We start from the raw sequence: 11,944 nt of genomic DNA on the forward strand, positions 1-11,944 counted from the left end.
CCCTGGCGGCCTACAGCGGCTGCACCGCGCCCATGTCCGGCCGCTCCAGCCATTCGCGCCACTCGTCCACCAGCTGCTGGCTGGCGCGCGTGGCCGTCAGCCACGCCTGGGCCCGGGCACGGCTGTCCGTGCCGTAGTGGGTGAAGTCGTTGCGGTCGGGCAGCTTGGCGTTGGGCAATCGGCGCACCCAGTCCGGGTCGGGTGACAGCACCACCATGTTGTCAAGCGCGGACGTGGCCTTGTGGCGCCACTTCAGCCCCTTGTCCAGCCAGCCCGGCACCACGCGGTGCTGGAAGTGGGGGTAGAGCACGAGGCCGCCAGCACCCGCGCGCAGCGGCTCGGCCGCATTTTTTGAGCCTTTTCCGCTGGGAGCGCTAGTGCTTATTGCCTGAGCAGCTATCAATTCAGAAGCAACACCATTCGGCAAACCATAGGCAAGATGCAGGTGGTAGTCGGTGATGCCGCCGTCCCAGTAAGCGCCCCGCGGGGCGCCCGGGATGTTGTGCACGGCCTGCAAGACAAACGGGATCGAGCAGCTGGCCTGCAGCGCCTGCAGGAAATTGTCTGCGTTCAGCCCCACCTGCCGGGTGCGGTAGTCGGTCGTGGCAAAAGGCAAGGCCGCACCCGATGAGGAAAACACCACCCGCTCCAGCCAGGCCCCCATCGCCTTGCGGTGCACGGTGTTGGTCACAAACGCCCCCAGATACCCCAGCGGCGTGCCCAGCGCATGCTCGCGCCCCAGCACATGGCGGCCCCGGGACGTGACGATGTGCAGGCGGTAGCGGGGGTGGCTGAGCACTTCCTGCACCCGCCCGCCGTAGAAGGCCTCCAGGTTCTGGCCGAACCGCTCGCTCACATGGGCGGCCGTGGGGCGCTTTTTGCCGGGTGGCAGCTCGTAGTCCTGGTGGATGTAGTCGTGCTCCAGCCGCTCAAAAGACGCCACCGATTGCTGCAGGCAGGCCGTGGCCATGCGCCAGGCGCCAATCGAGGCGCCCACCAGGTGCACGGGCTGATCGGAGCGCGGCAGCCACTCCCCAAAAATGAACCGGTCCATCGGCCCCAGGATCAGTCCCTTGGGACCGCCAGCCGCTGCCGGGATTACGCCCACGTCAGCGGGCCGCAGGCCCTGTTGTTCCAGGTGTTGGCGGGCGCGGGGGCCAGCATGGATGCGCAGTGCTTTCATGGCGCTGATTGTCGCAAAGCGGCTGGGGCAGCACCGTCAGCCCCTAGACCTTGCCCAGCAGCGCTCTCCCCTGGCAACCGCCTGCCCCGGCACCCTGCTGCTAGACGATGAAATCCGCCGCCGCATCCGGTCGAGCGGTCCAGTCAATGGGGTCTTGCTGCAGCACCATGTCGATGTCGAGCCCCAGAGCCAGCCCCACTTCGCCAGGGAAGGACACGGCGAGTTCTTTTTCGTTCAGCTCGGCCTCGCGGGCGCGGGCGCGCCAGGCGGCCAGGTGGATGACGCCCGCCAGGGGTTCGTAGACCTTGTTGTCWAACGGTGCGTGTTGGTGCTGCAGGGCGTCAATCACCACCTCGGGCAGTTGCCAGCGGCGCGCGCAGCCCGCCGTGACCTGGCCGTAGCTGTAGCCAAAGATGCGTTGCTCGATCTTGTCGCGGCGCAGGTCAAACGGGGCTACCAGGGTGTTGACCGACTGGGCCTTCTCGGGGTCCGCCAGATGGATCACCAGCTCGCCCAAGGCATGCAGCAAACCGGCGGTATAGGCCGCGATCTGGTTGTGGTGGACGATGCCAGCGAGCGACCGTGCGAGCTTGGCCGTGTTGAGGCTGTAGCGCCAGAACTGCTGCATGTTCACCCCGGGCACCGAGCGCGACGTGGTGCCCAGCGGCGCCGACATGACCAACGTGCGCAGCTGGGCGGTGCCCAGCAGCGCCAGCGCCTCGGGGATGCCCGCGATCTGCCCGGGCAGCTGGAAGGTGGGGGAATTGGCCAGTTCCAGCAAACGAGCCGCGAGGGCAGGATCGGTGCCAAACAGCTGGTTCAGGCGCCGCAAGCTGGGTTCGTGCTGGGCCAGCTCGCTCATCAGCAGCGCCACGGCGCGCGGAAGGCTGGGCAGTGCCACAGGTTGGGCCAGCAGTGCGTTCAACTCCATGGGGTACGGCGCCGGTGGTTGGTTCAGGTGCTGGCGATTATGGGCCCCTGCACGGCCAAAAAACCACCGGCGGCACAGCCGGCTGCGTCAGCGGCCTTTAGCCTGTTGCAACTTCGCAAATGCGGACGCCATGGCCGACTGCTGCACAGGCTCGGGCCCACGGCGCTGGGGTTGCGCGTAGCCACGGCCTGCGCCCTCAAAGCGGTTGTCACGGGGTGCGCCCCGGTCGCCGCCCTGGCGCGGTGGCGCGGCGTCCAGCTTCATCGACAGGCCGATGCGCTTGCGCTCCACGTCCACCTCCATGACCTTGACCTTGACGATGTCGCCGGTCTTGACCACCTCGCGCGCATCGTTCACAAACTTGTGCGCCAGCTGGCTCACATGCACCAGGCCGTCCTGGTGCACGCCCAGGTCGATGAAAGCGCCAAACTGGGCCACGTTGCTCACSGTGCCYTCSARGATCATGCCYTCSWYSAGGTCCTTGATGTCKTCCACGCCGTCGTTGAAGCGCGCCACCTTGAAGTCSGGGCGCGGGTCGCGGCCGGGCTTCTCCAGCTCGGCCAGGATGTCCTTGACAGTGATCACACCAAACTTCTCGTTGGCAAACAGCTCGGGCTTGAGGGTCTTGAGCATGTCGGCACGGCCCATGATCTCGGCCACCGGCTTGCCAGTCTTTTCCATGATCTGCTCGACCACCGGGTAGGTCTCGGGGTGAACACCCGTCATGTCCAGCGGGTTGTCACCACCGCGAATGCGCAAGAAGCCCGCGCTCTGCTCAAAGGTCTTGGCACCGAGGCCGGCCACATCCATGAGCTGCTTGCGACTCTTGAAAGCACCATTGGCCTCGCGCCAGCGCACCACGGCCTTGGCCACACTGCCCGACAGGCCCGACACGCGGCTGAGCAGCGGCACGCTGGCCGTGTTCAGGTCCACGCCCACCGAGTTCACACAGTCTTCCACCACCGTGCCCAAGGTGCGGGCCAGCTCGCTCTGGTTCACGTCGTGCTGGTACTGGCCCACGCCGATGCTCTTGGGGTCGATCTTCACCAGCTCGGCCAGCGGGTCTTGCAGGCGTCGGGCGATGGAGGCCGCACCGCGCAGGCTCACGTCCACATCGGGCATCTCTTGCGACGCATACTCGCTGGCGGAATACACCGAAGCCCCCGCCTCGCTCACCACCACCTTCTCGATGGCGCGGTCGGCCTTGGCGGCCATCTTGATGAGGTCAGCGGCCAGCTTGTCGGTCTCGCGGCTGGCTGTGCCGTTGCCAATGGCGATCAGGTTCACGCCGTGTTTTTCCACCAACTTGGCCAGGGTGAACAGCGAGCCATCCCAGTCGCGCTTGGGCTCGTGCGGGWACACGGTGGCSGTCTCSACCAGCTTGCCSGTGGCATCSACCACGGCCACCTTCACGCCGGTRCGGATGCCTGGGTCCAGCCCCATCACCACGCGCGGGCCGGCCGGTGCGGCCAGCAGCAGGTCGCGCAAGTTGTCGGCAAACACCTTGATGGCGACCTTCTCGGCCTCGTCGCGCAGGCGGGCGAACAGGTCGCGCTCGGTCGAGAGGCTGAGCTTCACGCGCCAGGTCCAGGCCACGCACTTGCGGATAAGGTCGTCGGCCTTGCGGCCCTGGTGGCTCCAGCCCAGGTGCAGGGCGATCTTGCCTTCGGCGATGCTGGGCTTGCCGGGTTCGGGCTCCACCGGCAATACCAGCTTGGCTTCCAGAATTTCGAGTCCGCGCCCGCGAAACACAGCCAGCGCGCGGTGCGAGGGCACGCGGCCGATGGGTTCGTCGTAGTCGAAGTAGTCGCGGAACTTGGAGACCTCGGGGTCGTTCTCGTTCTTGCTGTCCACCTTCTTGCTGCGCAGCAGGCCTTCGGCCCACAGCCACTCCCGCAGGTTCTGCACCAGCGCCGGGTCTTCGGCCCAGCGCTCGGAGAGGATGTCGCGCACACCATCCAGCACAGCGGGCACGGTAGAGAAATCGGCACCGGGCTTGCCGTCATCCAGCACTTCGGGTGGCTTGGTGAACGCCGCAGCTTCGACGGCGGGGTCSAGYGTGGGGTCRGCMARCAGCTTGTCGGCSAGCGGYTCGATGCCGAACTCGCGSGCGATCTGGCCCTTGGTGCGGCGCTTYTGCTTGAACGGCAGGTASAKGTCYTCSAGCTCCTGCTTGGTCGGGGCGGCCGCAATGGCGGCACGCAGTGCATCGGTGAGTTTGCCCTGCTCGTCAATCGCCTTGAGCACGGCCACACGGCGGTCTTCCAGCTCGCGCAGATAGGACAGGCGCGCCTCCAGTTCGCGCAGCTGAATGTCGTCCAGCCCGCCCGTCACTTCCTTGCGATAGCGCGCAATGAAGGGCACCGTGGCACCGCCATCCAGCAGCTCCACCGCTGCGCGCACCTGTTGTTCACTGACTTTGATTTCTGCGGCCAACTGCCGAACGATCTGCTGCATGGGTGGGGCGGACTCTCTGAGACTCGGTCAAACAAAAAAGCGAAGCGCGCGAGTTTGCCACAGGCGGTTTGGCAGCCCGGCGACGGGTGGGCGGATTGTTCTCAATACTGGAACAGTTAGTTCGCGACTGGGTGGTTTTTCCCTGAACACCATCGGCGTACAGTTCATCCCATCGATGAGCCGAACCCGCAAGGCGACTCACCGAACCCGGTTCAGRAAYGGTTTYTGACCCGGCTTTTTTGAGACGCTTTTTAACTTTCAAGGATTTTCATCATGAACAAGACCGCCCGTTTCCTCTCCGTCGCCGCTGTTGCCGCTTTCGCCGCTTTTGGCGCCCATGCCGATGAAGCCGATGGCTCGCAATTTGCCCTGAAGTTCGACACSAACCGCACCCGCGCTGAAGTGSMWGCMGAAGCTGTYGTSGAAGCCMRSACCCACAACATGGAACCCGCAGGCTCGCGTGTGGTGACCTACCAATCCACCGCTGACCGCGCTGCCGTGCGTGCACAGGCTGCYGAAGCCGTGCGCACCGGCCARATCCCTTCGGGCGAATTCAGCGCCATGTAATTTGGCAGACCAACTGCTKRGRTTGGWTTGAAGCAGTTGCGGGACTTCCCATGGTGGTGGCACTTCGCGCGGTGCGGGTGCTRCWGCCATGGGGAGTGTTAACTGAACCGCAGGGGCGGGCAGGCAAAAAGGGCTCCCTTTGGGAGCCCTTTTTGTTGGTGCCTGCCGTGTAGCCGCGCCCCCCAAGGGCACCAGGCGCGCGCCCGCAACGTCGCTTACAGCGACGGGTCGATCAACACCTTGGCGCCGGTGTTGCGCGGGCCGTAGAACGCGATGGACTCGGCGCTCAGCGCCCCCGCCAGCGACACGGTGCGCGCGTAGTGGCTGGCGAACGTGGTCTTCAGCTCAGCCGCCACGCGCTGGCGCAACGCCTGGGTGGCCTCTTCGCCGATCTTCTGCAAGAACGGAAACAGCAGCCATCCACCCATGCCCCAGGCCATGCCAAAGGTGCGGTGCACTTCGGTCGGGCGCGTGTCCAGGTGGCCGTACAGGTACACCTGCTTGTGCACTGCCGAGCCGTAACGGCTGTATTCCTTGGCTTTGCGGTTGATGGCGGCCTCCATGCACTGCAGGATCTGCCCGGCCAGCGTGCCGCCGCCCGTGGCATCAAACGCGATGGTGGCGCCCGTGGTGGCCAGCGCATCGGTGAGCTCGGCCATGAAATTGGGCGCGCTGCTGTCACACACATACTGGGCGCCCAGCTCGCGCAGCAGCGCCKCCTGCTCGGGCTTGCGCACGATGTTGACCAGGCCGACACCGTCTTTCTGGCAAATCTTGAGCAGCATCTGGCCCAGGTTGCTGGCTGCCGCGGTGTGCACCAGCGCAGTGTGGCCCTCGCGCTTCATGGTCTCCACCATGCTCAGCGCCGTCAGCGGATTGACGAAGCACGATGCGCCTTCAGCCGCCGTGGTCCCGGGCGGCAGCGGCAGGCACTGCGACGCAGGCATGGCGCGGTATTGCGAATACATGGCGCCGCCAATCACCGCCACCGTGCGGCCCAGCAGCGCCTGCGCGGCAGGCGAGCTGCCTGCGGCCACCACCAGGCCCGCGCCCTCGTTGCCCACCGGCATGCTCTGGCCCAGGCGTGCCGCCATGCCCGGCATGGCGCGCTCAGGGATGCGGGCCGTGGCCACCGGCCGCTCGGCCGTGCCCGTGACCTGCACGGTGGACAAGTCGGCGGGGCCCAGCAGCAGGCCGATGTCCGACGGGTTGATGGGCGTGGCCTGCACCTGGATCAGCACTTCGTCGGGCCCTGGTGTGGGCACGGGTGTCGGCTCCAGGCTGATCTGCAAGGTGCCATCGGCTTGCACAAGCGAGCGCAACTGCAGCGCGGTGGTAGGGATGGAGGGGTTCATGGAGGACTCGCAGGTAAAAGATGGGACAAAGGGCCTATGCGCTGGACTGCGCAGTGTGGTGAAACGGTGCTGCACTCCACGGCGCCGCAGCACCACCAACCCGCATTCTTGACCAAGCTGCGCCACCACGCTGTCCCCTCGGTTCACGGCGGCAGGCCACCATGCGCCGGGAAGAACGATGCCAAAAAGAGGCTCCAGCCACGGGGCTACCCCATGCTCTCACACGCCCCGTCCCCAGTCATCCACGTGGCGCTTGACTTAGAGTGCACTCCAACTTTCAGAATCGTTCCCATGGCATCCCTCCTCACCATTGCCGAAGTCGCCAGACGCACTGGCCTGACCGCACACACCCTGCGCTACTACGAGCGCGCCGGTTTGATTGCGCCGGTAGCCCGTGCACCCGGTGGCCAGCGCCGCTATGCGGCGTCGGACATGGAATGGATCGGATTCCTGCTGCGCCTGCGCGAGACCCAGATGCCCATTGGGCAGATGCAGGCCTTTGCGCGGCTGCGCAGCGAAGGGAACGCCACCGCCCCCGAGCGGCGCCAGTTGCTGGAACAGCACCTGGCGCAAGTGCTGGCAACGATCACCACGATGCAGCAAGCCGCACAGGCGCTGCAAGCCAAGATCGCGCACTACCAGGGCCTGGAAGCTTCCCTTCGGTCCACCCCGTCGTCCACCCACCAAGGAAGCTCCCATGTCCCCCGAAACCCAACCCCGCTATCTCCAGGGCCTCGCCAAGCTGCGCGAAATCGACGGCCACGCGGGTGAGCGTGTCGTCGCCAGCCTGGCCGACATCGCCCCCGACTTTGCACGCTACCTGATCGAGTTTCCGTTTGGCGACATCTATTCGCGCCCCGGACTCGATCTGCGCAGCCGCGAGATTGCAGTCATCGCCGCACTGACCGCGCTGGGCAACGCCACGCCACAGCTCAAGGTGCATTTGCAGGCGGCGCTCAATGTGGGCGTCACCCGCGAAGAGGTCGTGGAGGTGCTGATGCAAATGGCGGTGTACGCAGGTTTTCCGGCCGCGCTCAACGGACTGGCCGCGGCACGCGAAGTGTTTGCAGCAGCCGACGCACAACCAGAGACCGCTTGAAGCGCCCTGCCGCCCCGCCCTGTCCTGCCGGATGCGACTGCTGCGGAGCGACCGCCTATTTGGCGGCCCCCACCGGCATCGGCCGCACCAGCCGCACCGGCAGCTTGCTGGCCCGCGCGGCATCGCCGCGCGCCTCGCCGGTGGACAGGTTCACCGCCCAGCCGTTGATCATGGCCGCCTGCCGCGCGCCATCACCCGCCCGGCTCTGGGCGATGTTGCCGTAGGTGTACTGGTTGACGCTGGGCGCGCTCACGTTGGCGGTGGACGTCCAGTGCCACTGGCCCGGCGCCGCCGGGAACAGAAGGGGGTTGAGGCCCGGGGGCGACAGCGCCTTGTCCACCAGCCGCTGCAGCTCTGTCGCACGGGGCAGGCGCCAGCCCACACCCTCGGCCTTCCAGCGGTCAGAGGCCAGAGCCGTGGCCTCAGCACGGTCCAGCAGCAGGGGCTGGCCCGTGCAGGTTTTGCCGGTCCATTGCATGCCCTCCACACAGCGTGGCCAGGCCAGGCCGGCACGCTGGTCCAACACATAAGCACCATCGGCGGACAGGGACCAATCGGCGGCCACCTGCGAATCGGCGGCCTGCGCAGGACCGGCCAACAGGGCAACCAACAGCGGGGGGATGAGCGGCAACAATGTTTTCATGGGCAAAGCAGGGGCAATGAAAGCCAGGTACAGGTCCGGGGGGCAGAGAGGCATCACAGAATGCCTTGGCGACACCCTAACCCGGCAGCGGCCCGCGCGCCACCCACCAGGTCAAGAAACCCGCACGGCCCGCCGCTTGTCCGTGCGGCCACCCACGCCCACTCCTGCCAGCGTGCCTGACGCGGCCAATGCCTCGGCCAGGAACCCCACAAACGCCTGCACCCGCGTGGAGAACTGGTGCCGCTGGGGGTACACCGCATAGATGTCGGCCGCAGGCGTGTGGTACTGCGGCAGCACGGGCTCCAGCAGGCCCTGGGCCAGATGGCGGTTCACATCCCACTCGGCACGCATCACGATGCCGTGGCCCTGCAGCGCCCACAGCACAGCGATCTCGCCGTCGTTGGTGGTGAGGTTGCCGGTGATCTTGATCGACTCGGTGTGCGCCTTGCTGCCACGCCCGGTGGTCAGGCGCCACAGGCCGTAGGCCTCGTCGCCCTGGCGGATGCCGATGCACTGGTGCTCCATCAGGTCGCGCGGCACGCGGGGCCTGCCATGCTGCTCCAGGTAGGCGGGTGCGGCGCACAGCACGCGCCGGTTGGGTGCCATGCGGCGGGCAATCACGCGGCCGTCGGGCGGCTCGCCAAAACGCACGCACACGTCGTAGGCATCGTCGGTGATCGGTGGCGGGTGCACCGACAGCTGCAGCTGCACATCCACTTCGGGGTACTGGCGCACAAAGTCCGAGATCACGGGGGCGATGTGCATGCGGCCAAAACCCAGCGTGGCATTCACGCGCAGCAGGCCCTTGGGGCTGGCCTTGGACTGCACAATGAGTTCATCCAGCGCATCGATCTCGCGCAGGATGCGGCGCGCGTGCTCCAGCAGCAGCTCGCCCTCGGGCGTAAGGCTCATGCGCCGGGTGGTGCGGTTGATGAGCACCACACCCAGGCGCTTTTCCATCTGCGCCAGGTGTTTGCTCACGGCGGCGGTGGAGACACCCATTTCGCGCCCGGCGGCGCTCAGGCTGGGGCTGGCCGCCAGTGCCGAGAAGAAGCCCAGTTCTGCGGGCTGGATGGTGGAGCTCATCGCCACATTATCAACTGCAGGTTAACGATGGATTCACTTGAGCGCCGTTTTTACAACGAGCGGATGCCTACAGTCGCTCTCACTGTTTTTGTTCCACCCGCTTTTTCGCGGCACGACATCCCCACAGGCCTTTCCCGACGCTTTCACACACCAAGACCAAAGACCTTCATGAAAACCTACAAAATCGCCACCATCCCCGGAGACGGCATCGGCAAGGAAGTGATTCCCGCCGGCCAGCGCGTGCTCGAAGCACTGGCCGCCCGCCACACGGGCCTGCAGTTCCAGTTCGAAAACTTTGGCTGGGGCGGCGACTGGTACCGCGCCCACGGTGTGATGATGCCGGCCGACGGGCTCGATGCGCTGCGCGGCAAGGACGCCATCCTGTTCGGCTCGGCGGGCGACCCGGACATCCCCGACCACATCACGCTGTGGGGCCTGCGCCTGAAGATCTGCCAGGGGTTCGATCAGTACGCCAACGTGCGGCCCACACGCATCCTGCCGGGCATTGATGCGCCCCTGAAGCGCTGCACGCCCAAGGACCTGGACTGGGTCATCGTGCGCGAAAACTCCGAGGGCGARTACKCSGGCGTSGGYGGCCGCGTGCACCAGGGCCACCCSATCGAGGCSGCMACCGACGTGTCCATSATGACSCGCGYSGGSGTSGAACGCATCMTGCGCTWCGCCTTCMRMCTGGCSCARTCSCGSCCCCGCAAGCTGCTCACSGTCRTCACCAAGAGCAACGCSCAGCGCCACGCSATGGTGATGTGGGACGAGATTGCCGCGCAGGTGGCCACCGAGTTCCCCGACGTCAAGTGGGACAAGGAGCTTGTGGACGCTGCCACGGCCCGCATGGTCAACCGCCCCGCCACGCTCGACACCATCGTSGCCACCAACCTGCATGCCGACATCCTSAGCGACCTGGCCGCCGCGCTSGCGGGCAGCCTGGGCATCGCRCCCACCGGCAACATCGACCCCGAGCGSCGCTACCCSWSSATGTTCGARCCSATCCACGGCTCSGCCTTCGACATCATGGGCAAGGGCCTGGCCAAYCCSRTCGGYACCTTCTGGTCGGTMGTGATGMTGCTGGAGCACCTGGGCGAGGCCAGCGCTGCCCGCGCCGTGATGCAGGCCATCGAACAGGTCACCGCCAACCCCGCCCTGCACACCCGCGACCTGGGCGGCACGGCCACCACGGTGCAGGTGACCGACGCCGTGTGCGCGCTGATCGGCCGCACGCAGTTGCAAAAGGCCGCCTGAGCTGCGTGGCCCCAACGCACTGCGCCCTGCCCCACGACCCGATGAGCACGCACATCGACACCCAGGCCCGCCACTGGCTGCGCAGCATGTTCGACGCCGCCATCGCGTCCGCGCAGCCCGCGGTATGTCTGCCGCCGCACCTGCCCGCCCCGCCCCGGGGCCGCACGGTGGTGATCGGCGCGGGCAAGGCATCGGCGCAGATGGCGCAGGTGCTGGAGGCCCACTGGCCCACGCCGCTGTCTGGCGTGGTGGTCACACGCTACGGGCATGCTGCCGCCTGCGAGCACATCCGCGTGCTGGAGGCTGCCCACCCCGTGCCCGATGCGGCGGGCCTGGCTGCTGCGCAGCAGATGCTGGCCGCAGTGGCGGGCCTCACAGCAGAAGACCTGGTGATTGGCCTGTGGTCGGGCGGCGGCTCGGCGCTGCTGCCCTTGCCGCTGCCGGACATCACGCTGACCGACAAGCAGGCGCTCCACCAGGCCCTGCTGCGCAGCGGCGCCAGCATCGGCGAGATGAACTGTGTGCGGCGCCACCTCTCGGCCATCAAGGGCGGGCGGCTGGCCCTGGCCTGCAGCCCCGCCCGCGTGGTCAACCTGGTGATGTCCGATGTGCCGGGCGACGACCCGCTGGACGTGGCCTCGGGCCCCACCGTGGCCGACCCGACCACCCGTGCACAGGCGCTAGCCATCTTGCAGCGCTACCGCATTGCTCTGCCGCCCGCCGTGCTGGCCGCACTGGACACTGCCGCCAGCGAAAGCACCAAGCCCGGCGACACCCGGCTGGGCCCCATCACCACCCACGTCATTGCCACGCCCGACTTGGCCCTGCAGGCAGCCGCCCAGGTGGCGCGCCACGCGGGCATCGAGCCCACGCTGCTCGGCGATGCACTGGAGGGTGAAGCCCGCGACATGGGCACCGTGTTGGCCGGTGTCGCCCGCTACGCCGCCAAGGCCCCGTCACCACGGCACCGCGTGCTGCTGAGTGGCGGCGAGAGCACTGTCACCCTGCGCACACCGGCACCAGGGCAACCCATGCCAACCCCGGGGCGCGGYGGGCGCAACGTGGAATGCCTGCTGTCCCTGGCCCTGTCGCTCAAGGGCTTGCCCGGCGTGTACGCATTGGCCGGGGATACCGACGGTATCGATGGGCTGGAGCCCGTGGCAGGCGCCATCGCCACGCCCGACACGCTGGAGCGCGCCGCCGCGCTGGGCCAACACGCCACCGCCGCGCTGGACGCACACGACGCCCACTCCTTTTTTGGCGCGCTGGGCGACGCCGTGGTCACCGGGCCCACGGGCACCAACGTCAACGACTTCCGCGCGATCCTGATCGCAGCCACGGGCTGACGCCATGCACCGACGTCCCT

11 protein-coding genes are annotated in these 11,944 nt (G+C 67.2%); 5 read left to right on the forward strand and 6 right to left on the reverse strand.

Translation table 11 applies throughout. From position 1 onward, the window contains the following. Nucleotides 1–10: 10 nt before the first annotated feature. From AC04MI_RS12530 to AC04MI_RS12540, 3 genes are all read right to left on the reverse strand, one after another. On the reverse strand, nt 11–1,183 hold the full coding sequence (locus tag AC04MI_RS12530; protein ID WP_436077178.1) for a patatin-like phospholipase family protein: 1,173 nt from the start codon (nt 1,181–1,183) through the stop codon (nt 11–13). A gap of 100 nt (nt 1,184–1,283) precedes the next feature. Beyond that, nucleotides 1,284–2,114, reverse strand: coding sequence for an HDOD domain-containing protein (locus AC04MI_RS12535; protein WP_476497896.1), 831 nt, complete (start codon nt 2,112–2,114; stop codon nt 1,284–1,286). An 87-nt stretch (nt 2,115–2,201) separates the two neighbouring features. After that, nucleotides 2,202–4,571 (reverse strand): Tex family protein, encoded by a 2,370-nt coding sequence (locus tag AC04MI_RS12540; protein WP_476497897.1) that lies wholly within the window; start codon nt 4,569–4,571, stop codon nt 2,202–2,204. A gap of 273 nt (nt 4,572–4,844) precedes the next feature. Here AC04MI_RS12540 and AC04MI_RS12545 point away from each other — a divergent pair, with 273 nt between their 5' ends. Continuing rightward, nucleotides 4,845–5,138, forward strand: coding sequence for a DUF4148 domain-containing protein (locus tag AC04MI_RS12545; protein WP_476497898.1), 294 nt, complete (start codon nt 4,845–4,847; stop codon nt 5,136–5,138). 215 nt (nt 5,139–5,353) lie between these two features. Here the strand turns inward: AC04MI_RS12545 and AC04MI_RS12550 are convergent, their stop codons facing one another. Beyond that, a complete protein-coding gene (locus tag AC04MI_RS12550) occupies nt 5,354–6,493 on the reverse strand; it encodes a zinc-binding dehydrogenase (RefSeq protein ID WP_476497899.1) in 1,140 nt (379 codons plus the stop codon). A 291-nt stretch (nt 6,494–6,784) separates the two neighbouring features. Between AC04MI_RS12550 and AC04MI_RS12555 the strand changes: the two genes are divergently transcribed. Together AC04MI_RS12555 and AC04MI_RS12560 are read left to right on the forward strand one after the other, a co-directional pair. Continuing rightward, entirely contained in the window at nt 6,785–7,264 is a 480-nt protein-coding gene (locus AC04MI_RS12555; protein ID WP_436078632.1) for a MerR family transcriptional regulator, read from the forward strand. Further along, a complete protein-coding gene (locus AC04MI_RS12560; protein ID WP_056744406.1) occupies nt 7,191–7,592 on the forward strand; it encodes a carboxymuconolactone decarboxylase family protein in 402 nt (133 codons plus the stop codon). Before AC04MI_RS12555 ends, AC04MI_RS12560 begins: the two co-directional genes overlap by 74 nt. 55 nt (nt 7,593–7,647) lie before the next feature. Here the strand turns inward: AC04MI_RS12560 and AC04MI_RS12565 are convergent, their stop codons facing one another. Together AC04MI_RS12565 and AC04MI_RS12570 are read right to left on the reverse strand one after the other, a co-directional pair. Then, a complete protein-coding gene (locus AC04MI_RS12565; protein ID WP_121944071.1) occupies nt 7,648–8,235 on the reverse strand; it encodes an Lcl C-terminal domain-containing protein in 588 nt (195 codons plus the stop codon). A gap of 111 nt (nt 8,236–8,346) precedes the next feature. Next, complete coding sequence (locus tag AC04MI_RS12570; protein WP_436078631.1) at nt 8,347–9,321, reverse strand: LysR substrate-binding domain-containing protein; 975 nt, start codon at nt 9,319–9,321, stop codon at nt 8,347–8,349. Nucleotides 9,322–9,489: 168 nt separating this feature from the next. Here AC04MI_RS12570 and AC04MI_RS12575 point away from each other — a divergent pair, with 168 nt between their 5' ends. Both AC04MI_RS12575 and AC04MI_RS12580 read left to right on the forward strand, forming a co-directional pair. After that, nucleotides 9,490–10,578, forward strand: a complete 1,089-nt coding sequence (locus tag AC04MI_RS12575) for a tartrate dehydrogenase (RefSeq protein WP_476497900.1) — start codon at nt 9,490–9,492, stop codon at nt 10,576–10,578. Nucleotides 10,579–10,619: 41 nt separating this feature from the next. Continuing rightward, nucleotides 10,620–11,924 (forward strand): glycerate kinase type-2 family protein, encoded by a 1,305-nt coding sequence (locus tag AC04MI_RS12580; RefSeq protein WP_436078629.1) that lies wholly within the window; start codon nt 10,620–10,622, stop codon nt 11,922–11,924. Nucleotides 11,925–11,944 lie beyond the last annotated feature (20 nt).

Source organism: Acidovorax sp. LjRoot204, from assembly GCF_056175785.1.

Bases quoted from the DNA above. Each gene is read 5' to 3' on its own strand.
- AC04MI_RS12530 (WP_436077178.1), bottom strand. From the start codon at position 1,183: ATGAAAGCACTGCGCATCCATGCTGGCCCCCGCGCCCGCCAACACCTG.
- AC04MI_RS12555 (WP_436078632.1), top strand. From the start codon at position 6,785: ATGGCATCCCTCCTCACCATTGCCGAAGTCGCCAGACGCACTGGCCTG.
- AC04MI_RS12560 (WP_056744406.1), top strand. From the start codon at position 7,191: ATGTCCCCCGAAACCCAACCCCGCTATCTCCAGGGCCTCGCCAAGCTG.
- AC04MI_RS12565 (WP_121944071.1), bottom strand. From the start codon at position 8,235: ATGAAAACATTGTTGCCGCTCATCCCCCCGCTGTTGGTTGCCCTGTTG.
- AC04MI_RS12570 (WP_436078631.1), bottom strand. From the start codon at position 9,321: ATGAGCTCCACCATCCAGCCCGCAGAACTGGGCTTCTTCTCGGCACTG.